Origin of the sequence: Kibdelosporangium phytohabitans, from assembly GCF_001302585.1 — a bacterium.
GTDB lineage: Bacteria > Actinomycetota > Actinomycetes > Mycobacteriales > Pseudonocardiaceae > Kibdelosporangium > Kibdelosporangium phytohabitans.
The window spans coordinates 9507495-9525945 of the sequence record NZ_CP012752.1 but is presented as its reverse complement, the minus strand read 5'-3'; the positions used below and the strand labels follow the sequence as shown (position 1 = coordinate 9525945).

Annotated in this window: 20 protein-coding genes; 13 read left to right on the top strand and 7 right to left on the bottom strand. The window is 67.5% G+C overall.

What is annotated here, in order from left to right; all coding sequences use genetic code 11:
- The first annotated feature begins 23 nt into the window (after positions 1-23).
- Entirely contained in the window at positions 24-641 is a 618-nt protein-coding gene (locus AOZ06_RS42475) for a hypothetical protein (protein ID WP_054294533.1), read from the top strand.
- 2 nt (positions 642-643) lie between these two features.
- Here AOZ06_RS42475 and AOZ06_RS42470 read toward each other — a convergent pair whose 3' ends face one another.
- Both AOZ06_RS42470 and AOZ06_RS42465 read right to left on the bottom strand, forming a co-directional pair.
- Positions 644-1663 carry an acyl-CoA dehydrogenase family protein gene (locus AOZ06_RS42470; protein ID WP_054294532.1) on the bottom strand — a complete coding sequence of 340 codons (1020 nt, stop codon included), beginning with the start codon at positions 1661-1663 and terminating at the stop codon, positions 644-646.
- A gap of 26 nt (positions 1664-1689) precedes the next feature.
- Complete coding sequence (locus AOZ06_RS42465) at positions 1690-2871, bottom strand: acyl-CoA dehydrogenase family protein (RefSeq protein WP_054294531.1); 1182 nt, start codon at positions 2869-2871, stop codon at positions 1690-1692.
- A gap of 260 nt (positions 2872-3131) precedes the next feature.
- Here AOZ06_RS42465 and AOZ06_RS42460 point away from each other — a divergent pair, with 260 nt between their 5' ends.
- The 12 genes from AOZ06_RS42460 to AOZ06_RS42405 are packed head-to-tail and all read left to right on the top strand — an operon-like array spanning position 3132 to position 14398.
- Entirely contained in the window at positions 3132-4034 is a 903-nt protein-coding gene (locus AOZ06_RS42460) for a 3-oxoacyl-ACP reductase (RefSeq protein ID WP_157233908.1), read from the top strand.
- 37 nt (positions 4035-4071) lie between these two features.
- On the top strand, positions 4072-4830 hold the full coding sequence (locus AOZ06_RS42455) for a glucose 1-dehydrogenase (RefSeq protein WP_054294530.1): 759 nt from the start codon (positions 4072-4074) through the stop codon (positions 4828-4830).
- A gap of 7 nt (positions 4831-4837) precedes the next feature.
- Complete coding sequence (locus AOZ06_RS42450) at positions 4838-5638, top strand: MlaE family ABC transporter permease (protein ID WP_054294529.1); 801 nt, start codon at positions 4838-4840, stop codon at positions 5636-5638.
- Positions 5638-6498: an MlaE family ABC transporter permease gene (locus tag AOZ06_RS42445; RefSeq protein WP_054294528.1), complete on the top strand. Its 861-nt coding sequence runs from the start codon at positions 5638-5640 to the stop codon at positions 6496-6498. The genes AOZ06_RS42450 and AOZ06_RS42445 overlap by 1 nt, the downstream gene beginning before the upstream one ends.
- Positions 6495-7811, top strand: a complete 1317-nt coding sequence (locus AOZ06_RS42440; protein WP_054294527.1) for an MCE family protein — start codon at positions 6495-6497, stop codon at positions 7809-7811. Before AOZ06_RS42445 ends, AOZ06_RS42440 begins: the two co-directional genes overlap by 4 nt.
- Entirely contained in the window at positions 7808-8839 is a 1032-nt protein-coding gene (locus tag AOZ06_RS42435) for an MCE family protein (protein ID WP_054294526.1), read from the top strand. Before AOZ06_RS42440 ends, AOZ06_RS42435 begins: the two co-directional genes overlap by 4 nt.
- Positions 8836-9867, top strand: coding sequence for an MCE family protein (locus AOZ06_RS42430; RefSeq protein ID WP_054294525.1), 1032 nt, complete (start codon positions 8836-8838; stop codon positions 9865-9867). The genes AOZ06_RS42435 and AOZ06_RS42430 overlap by 4 nt, the downstream gene beginning before the upstream one ends.
- Positions 9864-11042 carry an MCE family protein gene (locus tag AOZ06_RS42425; RefSeq protein WP_054294524.1) on the top strand — a complete coding sequence of 393 codons (1179 nt, stop codon included), beginning with the start codon at positions 9864-9866 and terminating at the stop codon, positions 11040-11042. Before AOZ06_RS42430 ends, AOZ06_RS42425 begins: the two co-directional genes overlap by 4 nt.
- The gene (locus AOZ06_RS42420; protein WP_054294523.1) at positions 11039-12208 is read left to right on the top strand and encodes an MCE family protein; all 1170 of its coding nucleotides are present in this window, start codon (positions 11039-11041) and stop codon (positions 12206-12208) included. Before AOZ06_RS42425 ends, AOZ06_RS42420 begins: the two co-directional genes overlap by 4 nt.
- Entirely contained in the window at positions 12208-13434 is a 1227-nt protein-coding gene (locus tag AOZ06_RS42415) for an MCE family protein (protein ID WP_054297332.1), read from the top strand. Before AOZ06_RS42420 ends, AOZ06_RS42415 begins: the two co-directional genes overlap by 1 nt.
- Positions 13431-13919 (top strand): hypothetical protein, encoded by a 489-nt coding sequence (locus AOZ06_RS42410; protein WP_054294522.1) that lies wholly within the window; start codon positions 13431-13433, stop codon positions 13917-13919. Before AOZ06_RS42415 ends, AOZ06_RS42410 begins: the two co-directional genes overlap by 4 nt.
- Positions 13920-13969: 50 nt before the next feature.
- Positions 13970-14398, top strand: a complete 429-nt coding sequence (locus tag AOZ06_RS42405) for a hypothetical protein (protein ID WP_157233544.1) — start codon at positions 13970-13972, stop codon at positions 14396-14398.
- Here AOZ06_RS42405 and AOZ06_RS57335 read toward each other — a convergent pair.
- The 5 genes from AOZ06_RS57335 to AOZ06_RS42385 are packed head-to-tail and all read right to left on the bottom strand — an operon-like array spanning position 14385 to position 18262.
- Positions 14385-14732 carry a hypothetical protein gene (locus AOZ06_RS57335; protein ID WP_157233543.1) on the bottom strand — a complete coding sequence of 116 codons (348 nt, stop codon included), beginning with the start codon at positions 14730-14732 and terminating at the stop codon, positions 14385-14387. The genes AOZ06_RS42405 and AOZ06_RS57335 overlap by 14 nt on opposite strands.
- Positions 14729-15496 carry an IclR family transcriptional regulator domain-containing protein gene (locus tag AOZ06_RS42400; RefSeq protein ID WP_054294520.1) on the bottom strand — a complete coding sequence of 256 codons (768 nt, stop codon included), beginning with the start codon at positions 15494-15496 and terminating at the stop codon, positions 14729-14731. Before AOZ06_RS42400 ends, AOZ06_RS57335 begins: the two co-directional genes overlap by 4 nt.
- The gene (gene pcaB, locus AOZ06_RS42395; RefSeq protein ID WP_179950777.1) at positions 15493-16740 is read right to left on the bottom strand and encodes a 3-carboxy-cis,cis-muconate cycloisomerase; all 1248 of its coding nucleotides are present in this window, start codon (positions 16738-16740) and stop codon (positions 15493-15495) included. The genes AOZ06_RS42400 and pcaB overlap by 4 nt, the downstream gene beginning before the upstream one ends.
- A 5-nt stretch (positions 16741-16745) precedes the next feature.
- Positions 16746-17462 carry a CoA-transferase subunit beta gene (locus tag AOZ06_RS42390; RefSeq protein WP_054294518.1) on the bottom strand — a complete coding sequence of 239 codons (717 nt, stop codon included), beginning with the start codon at positions 17460-17462 and terminating at the stop codon, positions 16746-16748.
- Positions 17459-18262 (bottom strand): CoA transferase subunit A, encoded by an 804-nt coding sequence (locus tag AOZ06_RS42385; protein WP_054294517.1) that lies wholly within the window; start codon positions 18260-18262, stop codon positions 17459-17461. Before AOZ06_RS42385 ends, AOZ06_RS42390 begins: the two co-directional genes overlap by 4 nt.
- Between the last annotated feature and the right edge of the window lie 189 nt (positions 18263-18451).

Sequence of the window (18451 nt, the reverse complement as noted above, 5' to 3'; positions counted from 1 at the left end):
TCCCGGTGCCCCGAGGAGGCCGCATGTCCAATGAGCACGGCCAGCAGCAACACCCTGGCCAACAGTCACCGATGCCGGGCTTCGCCCCACCACCGCAGTCCGGTTACCCGCAGACGCCGCCCGGCGGCCAGCCGGCGTACCCGGCGCACCAGCCGTACCCGGGAGGGCCAGGCAGTTACGGCTACGGGCAGCAGCCCGCTGCCAAACCCGGATCGGTCACCGGTGCCGCGGTGCTCGGTTTCATCCAGGCCGGTATCACGCTGATCACCACGGGCATCCTGTTCTCGGCGCTGTTCGGCACGGCGTCGGTCCAGGACTCCAGCGCGGCGTTCGGCTGGATTCTCGCGCTGGCCCAGCTCGCCGGTCTGGTCCTGCTGATCTTCGGCGCGGTGCGGCTGCTGTCCGGTTCGTCCCGCACGCTCTACATCGTCGGTGCGGCACTGGAACTGGTGATCTGCGCCTACTACCTGATCAGCTTCCTCGCCATTCCCAACGGAGGCATGTTCGCCGAGCAGGTCGCGGACCTCAAGGCGGCCATGGCCGTGATCCCGATCGTGTTCGCGATCATGCCGCTGATCGGCCTGATCCTCGCACTGGGTTCGGCCGCGGGGAACTACGTCTCGGCGACGCGGGGCCGCTGAGGTCAGGCAGGGGTTGACGCGAGCGCGGCGCCGATCTTGCGCAGCTGCGCGGTGGCGCCGCCGAGCGTGAACTCGTTGCGTTTCGCGGCAACGAAATACCGGTGCAACGGGTGATCTGTGTCGATGCCCATACCGCCGTGCACGTGCACAGCGGTGTGGGCCACCCTGTGCCCGGCGTCGGCCGCCCAGAACTTCGCCGCGGCCACTTCCACCTCGGCGGGAAGCCCCTCGCTGACCCGCCACGCCGCCTGCCACAACGTCAACCGGATCGCCTCGACGTCCACGTAGGCATCCGCCAGCCGCTGCCCCACGGCTTGGAACGACCCGATCGGCCGGTCGAACTGCACGCGTGTCCTGGCGTGTTCCGTGGTCAGCTCCAGTGCGCGTTCAGTGACTCCGAGCTGGAGCGCACACAGCCCGACCGTCATCCGCGTGAGCAACCAGTCGAGCACCTCCTGGCCGCCGAGCAGTCGCGCGGAATCCACCGGTACGTCGTCGAAATCGATCCAGGCCTCGCTGTCGCCGTCCACGATCCGCTGCCGCGTGATCGACACCTCGGACGGGTGGACGGCGAAGACCTGCACACCGTCCGGCGACGACGCCGGTACGAGGATCACCTCGGCGAGCGCACCCGCGGGCACGCAGGACTTGGCGCCGGACAGCCGCCATCCGTCGCCCACCGGCTCCGCGAACACCTCGTCGTCGGCCAACGCGGCGGTATGAACAGCGGATGGGTTCTCCAACACCCCGAATCGCTCCAGGGCCGACGCGGCGACCACGGAAGCCAGGTAGGGCACGGGCGCCACCGCGCGGCCGAGTTCCACCAGCACCGTGCAGTGTTCGAGCAGACCGAAGTCCGTCACCGACAAGATCCCCGCCTTGGCAAGGGAATCCCACAGTTGCTGGTCGAACCGGTCGGCGCCCGATTCGGCGGCCCGCAGGCGCTCGTCGGTCGACGTGGCCGCGATCGACCGGGTCAGCTTGCCGAGTTCGTCCTGCGCCTCGGAGAACGAGAAGTCCATCGGTGTCCCTTTTCAGCTCGCCCGGTTCAGCGCTTGTGCAGTGGCAGTTTCAGGCCGGCGCCCGCGATGATGTCGCGTTGCACCTCGTTGGTCCCGCCGCCGAACGTCAGGATCAACGCGCTCCTGTGCAGTCGCTCGATGCGCCCGCCGAGCACTTCGCCGCGTGACCCGGTGCGCACGTAGGCGTTGGTGCCGAGCACCTCCATCAGCAGCCGGTACGCCTCCGTGGCGAACTCGGTGCCGAAGACCTTGGTGGCCGACGCGTCCGCCGGTTTCGGCGAGTGCTCGACGCCCCAGGCGATCCGCCAGTTCATCAGCTTGAGGAACTCCGCTTTCGCGTGCACCCTCGCCAGGTGCAGCTGCACCCATTCCTGGTCGATCACGCGCCTGCCGTCGGCGATCTTGGTGTTCTGCGCCCACTCGACCACGTCACGCAGCGCGTTGCGGATCGGTGCCGGCGAGGTGAGCGCGACGCGCTCGTGGTTGAGCTGGTTGGTGATCAACGGCCAGCCCTGGTTCTCGGTGCCGACCAGGTTGGTCGCCGGTACTCGCACGTCCTGGTAGTAGGTCGCGCTGGTCATCACGCCGGACATGGTGTGCACGGGCGTCCACGAGAACCCGGGCGCGGTCGTCGGCACGATGATCATCGACAGGCCTTCGTGCTTGGCCGCGCCGGGATCGGTCCGGCACGCCAGCCACACGTAGTCGGCGTACTGGATCAGGCTGGTCCACATCTTCTGGCCGTTGATCACGTAGTCGTCGCCGTCGCGCACCGCGCGCGTGCGCAACGAGGCCAGGTCGGTCCCGGCTTCCGGCTCGGAGTAGCCGATCGAGTAGTGCGTCTGCCCGCCTGAGATGCCGGGCAGGTACTGCGCGCGTTGCTCCGGCGTGCCGTACCGCATGATCGTCGGGCCGACGGTGTTGATGGTCAGGAACGGCACGGGCGCGCCCGCGATGGCCGCCTCGTCGTTGAAGATGAGCTGGTCCATCGGGGAGCGGTTCTGGCCGCCGTACTCGGCCGGCCAGCCCAGGGCCAGCCAGCCGTCCACGCCCATCTGCCGGACGACCTCTTTGTACGCGTCCCCGTCGCCGTACTCACCGCCCTCGCTCGCGAGGGACTGCCTGCGTTCGGGTGTCATCAACGCCGAGAAGTACTCGCGCAGCTCACGGCGCAGTTCCTCCTGCTCGGGCGTGTAGGTGATCCGCATCCGGCCTCCAGGAGTGAAACACGTTCTAGTTCACCTTAGCCGGACCGGGGGCGGTGACCAAGTGGCGCGGGTGGCGATGACGTTGTGCGTCACTTTGTCCGCGTGGTTGTCGTTGAACAGGGTGAGTGAGCCGGGAGCGTGTTTAGAACCTGTTCCCGATTTTGACGCTATACTCCAGGTCGACGCCCTTGTCACGCGTGAGAACCTATTCTAGTGTGAGCTGCGACGCAGCAGCGCTCGACGAGGAGTGAGCCGTGGAGTTGACTAGGCCGCTGGACGGCAGGGTCGCGGTGGTCACCGGCGCCGCGGCAGGCCTCGGCCGTGCCGAGGCGGTCGCGCTGGCCATGGCGGGCGCGGACGTGGTGCTCGGTGACGTCACCGAATCCGACGTCGTCGCGCAGATCGAGGACCTCGGTGGCAAAGCGGTGTTCGTCAAGGGTGACGTGTCCGAAAGGGACACGGCGGACGCGTTGACGAGCACGGCGATCGACCGGTTCGGCGGGCTGCACGTCCTGGTCAACAACGCGGGCGTGCTGCGGGACCGGATGCTGTTCAGCATGTCCGACGAGGAATGGGACCTGGTCGTCAAAGTCCACCTGCGCGGGCATTTCCTGCTGTCGCGCAACGCCGCCGCGTACTGGCGCGGGCAGTCCAAGGAGACCGGCGGTCCGGTGTACGCGCGGATCGTGAACACCTCGTCGGAAGCGTTCCTGCTCGGCTCCGGCGGTCAGCCCAACTACGCGGCTGCCAAGGCTGGTATCACCGCGCTGACCTTGACCAGTGCGCGGTCACTGGGCAAGTACGGGGTCCGGGCCAACGCGATCTGCCCGCGTGCGAGGACATCGATGACCGAGAACGTCTTCGGGCAGGCCCCGGAAGGCGACGACCCGCTGTCGCCCGACCACGTGGGCAAGTTCGTCGCCCACCTGGCGGCACCGGCCGCGAGCAAGATCAACGGTCAGGTGTTCGTCGTGCACGGGACAACGGTCGCGCTGATGGCCGCGCCGACCGTCGAGCAGACGTTCACCAGCCTCGACGACCTCACCGCCGCGTTCGACGAACGCGACCCCGACAGGACCTTCGCGTGCCTGGAAACCATGACCGGCATTCCGGTGCAGGCGGCCAAGGCGGACGGGCCGCCCGCGAAGGCCACCCCGAGCTGAAATCCGTGCCGATGCCGCTGACCGAGGTGATGATGTGATGGGCCGTCTCAGTGGGAAGATCGCGTTGATCACCGGTGCCGCACGAGGACAGGGCGCCGCCGCCGCCCGGCGGTTCGCCGAGGAGGGCGCGAAGGTCGTCGTCGCCGACATCCTCGACGAGCAGGGCAAGGAACTCGCCGCGCAACTCGGTGACGCGGCGGTGTACCAGCACCTCGACGTGGCGTCCGAAGGGGACTGGACGACCGCGGTCGAGCGCACGCTGGCCGAGTTCGGTGGCCTGAACGTACTGGTGAACAATGCCGGGATCCTGCACATCAAGTCCATTGTCGACACCACCGTCGCCGAGTACGAACGGGTGATCAAGGTCAACCAGGTGGGCACGTTCCTCGGCATGCGAGCGGTGATCCCCGCGATGACCGACGCCGGGGGCGGCTCGATCATCAACGTGTCGTCGGTGGAAGGACTCGGCGGCATGGCTTTCCTGACCGCCTACACCGCCAGCAAGTTCGCCATCCGCGGCATGTCCAAAGCGGCCGCGATGGAACTCGGGCACCTCGACATCCGGGTGAACTCCATCCACCCCGGCGTGATCGACACCCAGATGGTGCGCCAGGCGGTCGACGGCGTGGAAGTCGACATGTCCAGGGTGGGCAAACGGGTGGCGTTGCGCCGCTGCGGACAGCCGGAGGAGATCGCCAACCTGCAGGTCTTCCTCGCCAGCGACGAGAGTTCGTACTCCACTGGAGCGGAATTCGTCGCCGACGGTGGCGCGACAGCGACACACTCTCTACTTTGAGACCCCCATGAACCCGAACCCCGCCACGAAGAGGTCGAAGACCCCCGGTGTCGCAGCGCTGCGCCAGGTGGGGCGGATCTCGACGCTCGCATGGGAAGTGCTGCGGGCCATCCCCAAGCGGCCATTCCAGTTCCGCGAGTTCGTCCAGCAGTGCTGGTTCTTCGCCAGCGTCACGATCCTGCCGACGGCACTGGTCGCGATCCCGTTCGGCGCGGTCATCGCGCTGCAACTCGGTTCGCTGACACAGCAGATCGGCGCGCAGTCGTTCACCGGCGCGGCCAGCGCGTTGGCGATCGTCCAGCAAGCCAGCCCGCTGATCACCGCGCTGCTGGTCGCCGGCGCGGGCGGATCCGCGGTCTGCGCGGACATCGGCGCGCGCAAGATCCGCGAGGAGATCGACGCGCTGGAGGTGCTCGGCGTGTCACCGGTGCAGCGCCTCATCGTGCCGAGGGTACTGGCCGCGATGGTCGTCGCGGTCCTGCTCAACGGGCTGGTCAGCGTGGTCGGCACGATGGGTGGCTACTTCTTCAACGTGATCATGCAAGGCGGCACGCCCGGTGCGTACCTCGCCAGCTTCAACGCGCTGGCGCAACTGCCGGACCTGTGGATCAGCGAGATCAAGGCGCTGCTGTACGGTTTCGTCGCCGGGGTCATCGCGGCCTACCGGGGCCTCAACCCGGCCGCCGGGCCGAAAGGCGTCGGCGACGCGGTCAACCAGGCCGTGGTGGTCACGTTCCTCCTGCTGTTCCTGATCAACGTCGTGCTGACCGGGATCTACCTGCGGATCGTGCCGCCGAAGGGCTTCTGATGACGGCCGTGCAACCACGGGACCAGGAGCCGCGAGGGGCGATCCTGGATCTCGCCGCGCGGCCGTTCAACGGGCTCGAACGGCTGGGCAGGCAGTTGTCCTTCTACAGCAGGGCGTTGCTGTGGGCGCCGCGCACGCTCCGCCGTTACTCCAGGGAAGTCCTGCGGCTGCTGACCGAGGTCAGCTTCGGCACGGGCGCGCTCGCGGTCATCGGCGGCACGCTCGGCGTGATGATCGGGATGACCCTGTTCACCGGCACGATCGTGGGCCTGCAAGGCTATTCGTCGCTCAACCAGCTCGGCACGGGCGCGCTGACCGGCTTCCTGTCGGCGTACTTCAACACCCGCGAGGTGGCGCCGCTTTCGGCCGGGCTCGCGCTGTCGGCCACGGTCGGCTGCGGGTTCACCGCGCAGCTCGGCGCGATGCGGATCTCCGAGGAGATCGACGCGCTGGAGACGATGGCCGTGCCCAGCATGCCGTACCTGGTGACCACGCGGGTGCTCGCCGGGATCGCCGCGGTGATCCCGTTGTACGCGGTCGGCCTGCTTTCGTCCTATCTGGCCTCCCGTGCCGTGACGGTCTACTTCTACGGCCAGTCCGCGGGCACGTACGACCACTACTTCCACCTGTTCCTGCCGCCTGAGGACGTGCTCTGGTCGTTCCTCAAGGTGATCGTGTTCAGCGTGGTCGTGATCCTGACGCACTGCTACTACGGCTACACCGCGTCCGGCGGGCCCGCGGGCGTCGGCGTGGCGGTCGGCCGCGCGGTGCGCGCGGCCATCGTGATGCTGTCCATCTTGGACTTCTTCCTCAGCCTGGCGATCTGGGGATCGACGACGACCGTGCGGATATCCGGATGACGGCCCGGTTGCGCCACCACCTGCTGGGGCTGGTGTTCCTCGCGATCATCGCGCTGTTCCTCGCGCTGACCATCGCCGGGTACCGCAAGGCCTTCACACCGGTGGTCGCGGTCAGCCTGAAGACCGACCACGCCGGCAACCAGATGCGTGCGGGCGCGGACGTCAAGGTCCGCGGCATGGTCGTCGGCGAGGTGCGCGCCATCCGCGCCATGGGGGACCACGCCGTGCTTGACCTGGCGTTGCAACCGGACAAAGTCGATGTCATCCCCGCCAACGTCTCCGCACGCCTGCTGCCCAAGACGTTGTTCGGCGAGCGCTATGTCGCGTTGCAGTTGCCGCCCCAGCCGGAGACCAAGCGGCTGACCGAGGGCTCGGTCATCCCGCAGGACCGCAGCTCCTCGGCGATCGAGCTGGAACGCGTGCTCAACGACGTCCTGCCGGTCCTGCAGGCCGTGCAGCCGGAGAAGCTGTCCATGACGCTGAACTCGATCTCGTCGGCGCTGCAGGGCCGCGGTGCGCAGCTGGGCCGGACGCTGGTGCAGCTCAACGAGTACCTCAAGCAGATCAACCCGTCGCTGCCGGACCTGACCGCCGACATCCAAGCGCTTGCTTCCGTGTCCGGGACCTTCGACAAGGCCGCGCCGGACCTGCTGCAGGCGTTGTCGGACCTGACCACGACGACGAAGACGGTCGCCGACGAGCAGGCGAACCTGCGGACCCTGTTCGGCTCGGTCACCAACGCGTCGGTCGATCTCGGCAACTTCGTCCAGGTCAACAAGAACAACCTGGTCAACCTGGTGGTCACGGCCCGGCCCACGCTCGAGGTGCTGGCCAGGTACGCGCCGGAGTACCCGTGCATGCTCGGCCAGATCGCCGACCGGGTACCCGCGGCGGAGGCGGCGTTCGGCAAGGGCCAGGCGCACCCGAACATGATGCGCGTGACGCTGGAGTTCACCGGCAACCGCGGCAAGTACCTGCCCGGCGTGGACACCCCGCGCTTCGACGACAAGCGCGGACCTCGCTGCTACGAACAGGTCGAACTGCCCGCGGTGTTCCCGCAGTACCCGCCGGGCGGACCGATCAAGGACGGCTCGGTGAAACCGCCACCGCCGCGCAACCAGGCGGCGACCGGGATCGTCCCGGGCTCGACCTCGCCGCAGGCGGCCGCGGGCGTGGCGAACACCCCGCAGGAGCTGGACGTGGTGTCGCTGCTGCTGGCGCAGAAGGTCGGCATGGCGCCGGAGGACGTGCCCAGGTGGACCAGTTTCCTGATGGCGCCGGTGTACCGGGGCGCGGAGGTGACTGTCGAATGAGGAACATCACCGGGCCGATCATCAAGATGGCCGTGTTCGCCGTCGTCACCGTCACCTTGACGGCCCTGCTCGGTGCGACGATCGCCAACAGCAACTTCGGGTCGACGTCGGCATACCGCGCCCGGTTCGCCGACGCGTCCGGTCTGAAAGCCGGTGACGACGTGCGGATCCTCGGCGTGAAGGTGGGAACGGTCGACTCGCTGTCGGTCGTCGAGGACAAGTACGCCGAAGTCCGGTTCGACATCGACGCGGGCAGGCGGCTGCCCGCGTCGGCCACGGCGACCATCAAGTACCGCAACCTGGTCGGCCAGCGGTACCTGGCGCTCGGCACCGGGACCGGCAGTTCCGAACTGCTCGCGCCGGGCGGCACGATCCCGGTGGACCGCACCAGGCCCGCACTGAACCTGACCGTGCTGTTCAACGGGTTCCAGCCGTTGTTCCAGGCGCTGAAGCCGGAGGACGTGAACAAGCTCGCGTTCGAGATCATCCAGGTCCTGCAGGGCGAAGGCGGCACGGTCGACGCCATCCTGCGGCACACCGCGACCCTGACTTCCACCATCGCGGGACGGGACAAGGTGATCGGCGACCTGGTCGACAACCTCAACAACGTCCTCGGCGCCGTCAACGGCCGCACAGACCAGGTGTCGGACCTGATCCTGAGCCTGCAGCAGCTGGTGTCCGGGCTGTCGGCCGACCGGCAGCCCATCGGTGAGGCTGTGTCGGCCCTCGGTGCGCTGACCGACACCACGGCGGGCCTGGTGCAGCAGGCCAGGCCGTCGCTCAAGCAGGACATCGGGTTGCTCGGCACGTTGTCGGAAACCCTGAACAAACAAGAACCGCTGCTCGACGGGATGCTCAAAGGCCTTGAGCACCGGGCCGACACGTTCACCCGCACAGTCAGCTACGGCAGCTGGCTGAACTTCTACCTGTGCCGGATGTCCGGGACCGTCGGGATCTCGGGGCTGAACCTGAACATGGCGCTGCTGCCCGTGCCGACGACGCAGATGCCGGAGAGGTGCGGCCAGTGAAACCTCTCAAGGAACGCAACCAGGCGACGGTCGGCGCGGTGACGCTGGCGTTGCTTGTGCTGTCCACGCTCGCGGTGTTCTTCTCCGACGACCTGCCGATCATCGGCACGGGAACGACGTACTCCGCCTTCTTCAGTGAGGCCGCCGGGCTCGCCGACGGCAACGAGGTCCAGATCGCGGGCGTCAAGGTCGGCGAAGTGTCCACAGTGGCGCTCGCCCGCGACCAGGTCCGGGTGCGGTTCAAGATCCGCGACGTCCGGCTCGGGGACCAGACGCGAGCCGCGATCGGCATCAGGACGTTGCTTGGCGAGAAGTACCTCGCGCTGGAGCCCGGCGGGACCGGGGCGCAGGACCCGGACCAGACCATTCCGCGCTCGCGCACCACCACTCCGTTCGACGTGAACACCGCGCTGGGTGAGCTGAGCAAGACGGTGGACAATTTGGACACAGCGAAGCTGGCCGACAGCTTCAAGGTGGTCACGGAAGCGCTCAAGGACACCCCGGAGCACATGCGCGGAGCGCTCGACGGCCTGTCGGCGTTGTCGAAGACAATCTCCACCCGGGACAAGGCCCTCGCCGAGCTGCTCGCCAACACCGGCAAGGTCTCCGGCACGCTGGCCGCGCGCAACGACCAGATCGTCAAGCTGATCACCGACGGGAACCTGCTGCTGGCCGAGATCCAGCGCCGCAAGGACGCGATCAACCAGTTGCTCAGGGGAACACGTGACCTGTCGAACGAGTTGCGCGGCCTGGTCGCCGACAACCGGACACAGCTCAAACCCACGCTGCAACAGCTGGAGAAGGTGACCGCGATGTTGCAGCGCAACCAGGACAACTTGAGCCGAGGACTGGCCGCGCTGGCGCCGTTCGTGCGGATTTCCACCAACACCACCGGCAACGGCCGCTGGTTCGAGGGCTACCTGTGCGGTCTGCTGCCGCCGTACATCAACCTCGGGCCGGGCAAGACGAACGGGCTGACGATCAATCCCGACGGCTGTCTCCCGCCGATCACCGGAGGTGGCCGATGACCGTACGGACCCAAGGTCAGCTCGACGCCACCAGGGTGGTTGCGCTCGCGTGCGTGCTCGGCCTGCTCCTGGCGGGCGCGATCTGGTGGCTGCTGCGGGCACCGAGCGGAACGCGGGTCTCGGCGTACTTCGACAAGACGGTCGGTGTGTACTCCGGTTCGGCAGTGCGCGTTCTCGGCGTGCCCGTCGGGGAGATCGTCGACGTGCGGCCCGAAGGCGACCAGGTCAAGGTCGACATCGTGCTCGACTCGGGTGTCCGGGTCCCCGCGTCGGCCAAGGCCGTGATCGTCGCGCCGTCCCTGGTCAGCGACCGGTACGTGCAGCTGGCGCCCGCCTACACCGACGGTCCGCAGATGGCGTCCGGTGCCGTGATCCAGCGCGCGGACACCGCCGCGCCGGTCGAACTGGACGACCTGTACGCCAGTGTGAACAAGCTGAGCAGCGACCTCGGGCCCAACGGCGCCAACAAGGACGGCGCTGTGTCCGACCTGCTGGACACCCTGGCGGGAACGCTGAAGGGCAACGGGCAGAACCTCAACAACACAGTGCGGCAACTCGCCGCAGCCGCGGACACGCTTGCCGGATCCAAGGACAACCTGTTCGTCACCGTGGACAACCTCGGCAAGTTCACCAAAGCACTGGCCGACAACGACAAAGCGGTGCACGAGTTCTACGGGCGGTTGGCCGACGTCAGCACGTTCCTCGCCGACGACCGCGAGGAAGTCGCCGAGGCGGTGAGCTCGCTCGCCGTGGCGCTCGGCGACGTCAAGTCGTTCGTCGCGGAGAACAAGGACCTGCTGACGTCCAATGTGGAGAAGCTGACCGGCGTGACGAAGGCGCTCGTCGACCAGCGCGGGGCGATCGCCGAGATACTCGACGTCGCCCCGGTCGGTGCCACCAACCTGATCAACTCCTATGACGCTGCGTCCGGCTCGATCGGCGTCCGGGCGGACCTCAACGAGTTCACCCACCCGCCGATCCTGATGGTGTGCCGGCTGATCGAACAGGGCACGCCGAAGGCCATCCCGGCAACCTTGACCGACATCTGCAAATCGCTCGCGCCGGTGCTGGACGGCACGCTGAAACTGCCGTCCGTGGCGGAAACCCTCACCGCGCTGCAGAACGGGACCCTGCCGCCGCTCCCGGTGCCGTTGCTCGAGGTGTTGCGGAAATGAAGCGCCTCGGTCTGGTTCTGGCCGCCGTCCTGCTCGCCGGGTGCACCGAGGGCGGGTTCGGTGGGCTGTACAACACTCCGCTGCCAGGTGGCGCGGACGTCGGTGACCATCCGTACCAGGTCACCGCACAGTTCGGCGACGTGCTGGACCTCGTGCCGCAGGCGAGCGTGAAGGTCAACGACGTGGCTGTCGGCCGTGTCACGAAGATCGAGCTGACGCCCGACAACAAGATGGCGCTGGTGACTCTCGTGGTCAACGGCGCGGTCACGTTGCCGGCCAACGCCGGTGCGGAACTGCGTCAGTCGAGCCTGCTGGGGGAGAAGTTCGTCCAGCTGCGAGCTCCGGCCGGTGAACAGCCGCAAGGGCAGTTGACCAACGGCGCGGTCGTCCCGTTGAGCCGCACGAACCGCAATCCTGAGGTCGAAGAGGTCCTCGGTGCCCTGTCGATGCTGCTCAACGGCGGTGGCATCGAACAACTGCGGACGATCGTGGGTGAACTGAACAGCGTGCTGTCGGGCAACGAGAAGCAGATCCGTGAACTGCTGACGAACGTCAGAACGCTCGTGTCGACGTTGGACGGCCAGCGCGACAGCATCGTCCGCGCGATCGACGGCCTGGCCAAGCTCTCCGGCACGCTCGTCGCACAGACCGGCAATCTCACCAACGCGGTGGACAACCTGTCGCCCGGTCTGAAGGTCCTCGAACAGCAGCGCACGCAGCTGACCGGCATGCTCACCGCACTGGACACGTTGTCGGACGTCGCCGTGGACACCGTGAACCGCAGCAAGAAGGATCTGGTCGCTGACCTGAAACTGCTCGAACCGACACTGCGCAAGCTGGTCGAGACAGGGGACAAGCTCCCGGTCGCGCTGGAATACCTGGTGACGTACCCGTACCCGTCGTACGCGGTCAACGCCGTGCGCGGCGACTACTTCAACGTGGACGCCAAACTCAGCCTCGACTTCACCGAGATGATCAACAACCTGTCCGACTCGGGGCAGACCCTGCTGGCACCGCCAGGTCAGCCGTACGGCAACAACACCGTGCCGTTGCCGTTGCCGATCCCGGTGCCGATCATCCCGGACCTGATCCCGGAGAACGGCAAACCCCAACCCGGCCAGGGCCTGCTCGGCGGGCTGCTGGGGACGCTGCTGGGAGGCGGATGATGCTCACCAGGGGCGTGCGGCTGAGGATCGTCGCGTTCGTGATGATCGCCGTGGTGGCCGTGACGTACGCCGGGGCCCGGTACGCGGGCCTCGACCGGTTGTTCGGCGCCAGCGGGTACGTGGTGACCGTGCAACTGCCCGACTCCGGCGGGATCTTCACCAACGCGGAGGTCACCTATAGGGGTGTGACCGTCGGCAGGGTCGGCGAGTTGCACCTTGTCGACCGCGGCATCGACGTCGAACTGGTGCTGGAGTCGGAGCAGTCGATCCCGGCGGACACGAAGGCGGTCGTGGCCAACCGGTCCGCGATCGGCGAGCAGTACGTGGACCTGCGACCCACCCGGGACGCCGGGCCGTACCTGGCCGACGGATCGGTGATCCCGCAGGACCGCACAAGCATCCCACCGGCCACCGACACCATGTTGTCCAATCTGGACGGCCTGGTGCGCAGCGTGCCCGTCGACTCGCTGCGGACCGTGGTCGACGAACTGAACACCGCGTTCGCGGCCACGGGCAAGGACCTGCAACTGCTGCTGGATTCGGCCGGGCAGTTCACGACAGCGGCGACCCAGCACCTGCCCCAGACGACGAGCCTGCTCAGCACCGGGCGAACCGTGCTGGAACGCCAGCAGGCCGACGCGCAGAAGCTGATCGCGTTCAGCTCGGGGCTGCGCAAGCTGTCCGAGCAGCTCAAGACGTCCGATCCGGACATCCGCAAGCTGATCGAGGTCACCCCGGGGGTGGCGAACGACGTGGTGGACATCCTGCGCAGGTCAGGACCGGACCTGGGGGTGGTGTTCGCGAACCTGCTGACCACGACGACGGTCACGACCAGCCGGACAGCGGCGATCGAACAGTTCATGGTCGCCTACCCGGTGATCTCCGCCTTCACGCCGAGCACAGCGCCGGACGGCACCGGCCACCTGGGCATCATGCTGAACTTCTTCGACCCGCCGCCGTGCGTGAAGGGCTACGAGGGCACGAAGCAGCGCACGGCCGGCCAGACCGAACCGGCCCCGGTGAACCGCGGCGCCTACTGCGCCGAGCCGCCGAACAGCCCGATCGGCGTGCGCGGCTCGCAGAACGCGCCGTTCGCCGGCGTACCGAAGCAGGTGGCCCCCGGTGGAGCACCCGATCCGGCCCCGAAGCTGCCCGGGGTGCTCGGCCTGAACCGCGGTGGCGGTGGTTTGCAGAACATCGGCCAGTTGCTAGGTTTGCCCAGGTGATCGGTCGTGTCCTCGCTGTTGTGGCGGTGCTCGCGGTGGCGGCTGCCGGTTTCACGGGCTGGCGCTGGTGGCAGACGGCGAACAGCGCGTCGGCGGACATCGCCTCCCAGCGGGACAACGTGCTGGCGGTGGGGGAGCGCCAGGTCGTCGAGTTGAACACAGTGAACTTCCAGAACCTGGACGCCGACTTCGACCGGTGGCGTGAAGCCTCGACGGGACCGTTGCTGGAACGCCTCGTCCGCAACCGGGAATCCGACCGGCAGACGACGTTGAGCACGAGAACCGTTGCCAGAGCCCGAGTTGTCACCGCGGCAGTGACCACGATGAACACCTACACGGGCTCGGCGAACGTGATCGCCGCGCTCGAGGTCTCGGTGAGCCAGAACGGCGCCCAGCCGACGACCAGCGTGTCCCGGTGGGACGTGGACCTGTCCAGGACCGACGCGGGCTGGAAGGTCAGCGCGTTGGAGGTGGTCGGGACATGAAACCGACCGCTGCCGGCATTTCTGCCGCTGTTGTCGTTCTTGGTGTGTGCTTGACCGTGTGGTTCACGGTTGCCCGGCCGCGTGGGCCGGAGAATGTCGCGTTGGTCGACCTGGCCGCGACGAACGCCGTGACTGATCAGGTTGGCCGGACTCTGCGCACGGTGTTCTCGTACGACCCGGGTCAGATGGACCGGACTTCTGTCGCTGCTCAGGACGTCCTGACCGGTGCGGCGATCGAGCAGTACAACACGGAGTTCCAGCAGGCCAGGAAAGAGGCCACGGAGAAGAAGCAGGTGCTGACGACTGCGGTCCGGTCGATCGGTGTGGTCGACCTGCGGGCTGATTCGGCCCGGCTGCTGGTGTTCGTCGACCGGCAGTTGGTCAAGGGCGATCAGCACGAGTCGGGCGCGGCCCAGCTGTTGGTGAGCGCCGTGAAGGCCGGGGACGTCTGGAAGATCAGCGACATCAAGTTCCTCTAACGGCCTTGTCAATCCTCCACGTACCACGTGTGGCTGATCGAGGTGTCGAAGATGATGGCCCGCAGCTTGGCCACCCTCGACGCGTCGTCAGGTTCCGACGTGGCAGGGGCGATGATCTGTGAAGTACCGACCGGCTGTGCGTCGTCAGCAGACCGGTGCGCTGCTCGGCACGGCGGCCGAGGAGCAACTGCTGTTGTGCCTGCTGCAACTGGTCGAGGACGTGCGCTGCCGGGCCGGTTATCGTGATGGTGTTCGCGTTGATGACGTTGGCTTGGATGACGTTGCCGGCAACGATTCCGTCGATCTTGAGGTCGGCATCACGCGGCTCGGTCATCTGCCGAGTGTGCCACCTGAGGCTGTCAGGTCCGCGGATATCGCTTCCGCTGTCGCCAGCAACGGGGGCAGCAGGTCCGTGTGCACGCTGTCCACCGGCCGGCTGACATGGGTCGAGATGTTCACGGCCGCTACCACTTTGCCCTGGTTGCGGATCGGGGCTGCGACGGACCTGAGCCCGTTCTCCAGTTCCTCGTCGACCACGCACCACCCCTGGGTGCTGACCCTGGTCAGTTCCGCGCGGAGTTCGGTCGCGTCGGTGATGGTTCTCGAGGTCAAGGGGGTCAGGGTTGTCGTGGCGAGGAACGAGTCCAGCCAGGCCGGGTCCTGGGCGGCCAGGATCGTCCGGCCCATCGACGTCGCATGGGCTGGGAAACGGGTTCCTGTCTCGATCATCACCTTCATGATCCGCTTGGTCGGGACGCGTGCCACGTAGACGATGTCCGTCCCGTCCAGCACTGACACCGAGCAGGACTCGTGCACCTCTGTCGCCAGCTTCTCCAGGTGCGGCTGGGCCACGTCCGGCAACCCCAGGCTGGACAGGTAGGAGTAGCCCAGATCGAGGACCTTGGGCCGTAACGCGAACAGCTTCCCGTCAGTGCGCATGTAGCCCAGTTCGACCAGGGTGTGCAGGAATCGGCGTGCCGCCGCTCGTGTCAGGCCGGTCACTTTGGCGACGTCGCTCAACGTCATCTCCGGGTGGTCGGCGTCGAACGCCCTGATCACCGCGAGGCCGCGTTCCAATGACTGCACGAAGTCGCTCATCGCCGCAACGCCCGATCTGTCAGCTCGTTCGCCGCACCCAGGTACGCGGCTGGATCCAGCGCTTTGTCGATGTCCTCTTCGGACAGTGAGATCCGCGGGTCGGTCAGCAGCGCCGAGCGGAACGGCCGACCGGAGGTGGCCAGTTCGGTGACCACTTCCGACGCGGTGGCACGGCCCATGGCCGGCGCCAGGGCGGTCACGACCGCCTCGGCCATCACCAGGCCACCGGTCATGTCCACATTGGCACGCATCCGTTCGCGGTCGACCCGCAGCCCGGTCAACAGGTCACGAGTACGCGCGCATGCTGTGCTCAGCATTCCGCACATCGAATTCAGTGTTTCCCATTCAGCGTGCCAGGCGCCCGCGGCACGTTCGTGCTCCTGGGGCATCGCGGCGAGCATGGTGGCGACCAGACCGGGGACCTGCCTGGTGGCGGCCGTGATCAGCACGGAGCGAACCGGGTTCTGCTTGTGCGGCATGGTGGACGATCCGCCGCCGGAAGACTCGGCCACCTCGCCGACCTCGGTCTGCGCCAACAAGGTCACGTCAAGGGCGATCTTGCCGAGCACACCGCCCAGCACTCCGAACGCCCCGGCGAGCTCACCCATCCTGGTCCGGTTGGTGTGCCACGGGATGACGGGCTCGTCGAGTCCCAGTTCAGCGGCGAACAACCGGGGGACAGTGGTGTCACCGAACACCGAAAGCGTCCCGACCGCCCCGCCGAGTTGGGCGGTGAAACGCAACCGTCGCAGGTTCGCTGCGGCCTCGTCGAGAGCGACGAGCCACCCTGCGCACTTGAGCCCGAACGTCGTCGGCAGCGCGTGTTGCATCAACGTCCGCGCGATCATCACTGTGTCACGGTGTTCGTCGGCGAGTGCGGCGCAAGCGTCGGCTGAAGCGTCCACATTGGTCAGCATGGCACCGACGGCGTTCTTGGCGACGAGCATCGCCGCGGTGTCCATGATGTCCTGGCTGGTTGCGCCGAAGTGGACGTACCGCGCCGTCTCGCTGGACACCTGGGCCCGGAGCCGGCGTACCAACGGAACAACAGGGTTGCCCGCACCCAGGGCCTGTCTGCCGAGTTCGGCCGCGTCGAACGAGACCGGAACGCGGGCGATCTCCGATGCGGCCTCCGCCGGGATCACCCCGGCCTTGGCCAGTGCCGCGGCGAGCGCCTTCTCGGCATCGACCAACGCCGTCAGCCAGGCGTCCTCGTCGCGAGAGCCGAACAGTGCCTCGAACACGCGGGTCAGCCCGCCAGCTTCCGCAACGCGGTCAGCTCGGCTTCGCTCGGCGGCGGCGTCTCGGTCAGGTCCGGCGAGACCTTCAGCTCCCAGCCGGTCGCGTCGATCACCTGTGAAACCTCCACGCCCGGGTGCAGCTGGGTCAGCGTGAACTCGCCGCCGACCGGCCGCAGCACGCCGAGATCGGTGATGATCATGCCCGGCCCGGCGCCGGTGAACGACGACCGGTCGCCGAGGCCGACCGACGTGATGAAGTCGAGCTTGTCGATGAACGTGCGCTTGCTCTGCCGGACGACGATCACGACTTCCTTGCAGGACGCGGCGATCTCCGGCGCGCCGCCCGCGCCGGGCAGCCGCACCTTCGGGTCCGCGTAGTCGCCGATCACGGTCGTGTTGATGTTGCCGTGCTTGTCGAGCTGGGCGGCGCCGAGGAAGCCGACGTCGATCCGGCCGGGCTGCAGCCAGTAGTTGAAGATCTCCGGCACGCTGACCAGCGAGTCCGCCGTCTCGGCGAGGATGCCGTCGCCGATGGACAGCGGCAGCCGGTCCGGTTTCGCCCCGATGCAGCCGGACTCGTAGATCAACACGAGATCGGGCGCGTGGGTCGCGCGGGCGAGGTTCGCCGCGGTGCTCGGCAGTCCGATGCCGACGAAGCAGGAGGCGCCGTCCCGCAGCACACGCGCGGCGGCGACGGTCATCATCTCGTCAGTGGTGTAGTTCATCCGGCGACCTCTTCGGTGAGCCAGCACTGGAAGGCGTCCCGGTCACGGCTGATGCCGTCCCACGCCTTGTAGTAGTCGTTGTCGCGGACGTAGTAGTCGTGCGCGTACGAGGGATGCGCGCCCCTGGGCACCTTCGCCACGCGTGTGACCACCCAGCCCGGCAGCGTGACCGCGTTGGGCCGCGGGTCGAGCTCGTCGACGATCTCCTCGACGGTCACCAGCGAGCGCCTGGCCGCGAGGACGGCCTCCTTCTGCACTCCGGTGATGCCCCAGAGCTGCACGTTTCCCTTCCGGTCGGCGCGCTGGGCGTGGATGATCGCCACGTCCGGGTTGAGCGCGGGCACCGCGGTGAGGGTCTGGCCGGTGAACGGGCACGTGATCGGCTTGATCGTGTCGGTGTGTTCCGGCAGGTCCGTGCCTGTGTAGCCGCGCAGGACCGCGAACGGCAGGCCGGACGCGCCCGCGGCGTACCGGTTGGCCATGCCCGCGTGGCTGTGTTCCTCGATCTCCAGCGGCACCGGCCACGCGTGCTGCACGGCGTCCCGGAAGCGGTGCAACGAGCCGACGCCGGGGTTGCCGCCCCACGAGAAGACCAGCTTGCGGGCGCAGCCCGCGCCGATCAGCTGGTCGTAGACCAGGTCGGGTGTCATCCGCACCAGCGTGAGGTCCTTGCGGCCCTGCCGGATGATCTCGTGCCCGGCCGCGAACGGGATCAGGTGCGTGAAGCCTTCCAGCGCGACCTGGTCGCCGTCGTGCACCAGGTCCGCGACTGCCTCGGCCAGCGAGCTCACGGACGCCATCTCACCTCCTGATGTGCGCTATGCGAACAAGCATTCGCATCACGAACATTGTCGCAGGATGAATCCCGGACGCCAAATGAGACGTAGGTCACTGCAATAGGCCGGAATGAAATGGGTACTTCTTACGTCATACGGGTGACAGGGTGTGCATCGCGTGGGGGTACGCGTGTATACGCTGTGTGAGGAGGG

What these genes read in the sequence shown, in the direction of transcription:
- AOZ06_RS42475 (WP_054294533.1), top strand. Translation starts at nt 24, where the DNA reads ATGTCCAATGAGCACGGCCAGCAGCAACACCCTGGCCAACAGTCACCG.
- AOZ06_RS42470 (WP_054294532.1), bottom strand. Translation starts at nt 1,663, where the DNA reads ATGGACTTCTCGTTCTCCGAGGCGCAGGACGAACTCGGCAAGCTGACC.
- AOZ06_RS42465 (WP_054294531.1), bottom strand. Translation starts at nt 2,871, where the DNA reads ATGCGGATCACCTACACGCCCGAGCAGGAGGAACTGCGCCGTGAGCTG.
- AOZ06_RS42455 (WP_054294530.1), top strand. Translation starts at nt 4,072, where the DNA reads ATGGGCCGTCTCAGTGGGAAGATCGCGTTGATCACCGGTGCCGCACGA.
- AOZ06_RS42450 (WP_054294529.1), top strand. Translation starts at nt 4,838, where the DNA reads ATGAACCCGAACCCCGCCACGAAGAGGTCGAAGACCCCCGGTGTCGCA.
- AOZ06_RS42445 (WP_054294528.1), top strand. Translation starts at nt 5,638, where the DNA reads ATGACGGCCGTGCAACCACGGGACCAGGAGCCGCGAGGGGCGATCCTG.
- AOZ06_RS42440 (WP_054294527.1), top strand. Translation starts at nt 6,495, where the DNA reads ATGACGGCCCGGTTGCGCCACCACCTGCTGGGGCTGGTGTTCCTCGCG.
- AOZ06_RS42435 (WP_054294526.1), top strand. Translation starts at nt 7,808, where the DNA reads ATGAGGAACATCACCGGGCCGATCATCAAGATGGCCGTGTTCGCCGTC.
- AOZ06_RS42425 (WP_054294524.1), top strand. Translation starts at nt 9,864, where the DNA reads ATGACCGTACGGACCCAAGGTCAGCTCGACGCCACCAGGGTGGTTGCG.
- AOZ06_RS42420 (WP_054294523.1), top strand. Translation starts at nt 11,039, where the DNA reads ATGAAGCGCCTCGGTCTGGTTCTGGCCGCCGTCCTGCTCGCCGGGTGC.
- AOZ06_RS42415 (WP_054297332.1), top strand. Translation starts at nt 12,208, where the DNA reads ATGCTCACCAGGGGCGTGCGGCTGAGGATCGTCGCGTTCGTGATGATC.
- AOZ06_RS57335 (WP_157233543.1), bottom strand. Translation starts at nt 14,732, where the DNA reads ATGACCGAGCCGCGTGATGCCGACCTCAAGATCGACGGAATCGTTGCC.
- AOZ06_RS42400 (WP_054294520.1), bottom strand. Translation starts at nt 15,496, where the DNA reads ATGAGCGACTTCGTGCAGTCATTGGAACGCGGCCTCGCGGTGATCAGG.
- AOZ06_RS42390 (WP_054294518.1), bottom strand. Translation starts at nt 17,462, where the DNA reads ATGAACTACACCACTGACGAGATGATGACCGTCGCCGCCGCGCGTGTG.
- AOZ06_RS42385 (WP_054294517.1), bottom strand. Translation starts at nt 18,262, where the DNA reads ATGGCGTCCGTGAGCTCGCTGGCCGAGGCAGTCGCGGACCTGGTGCAC.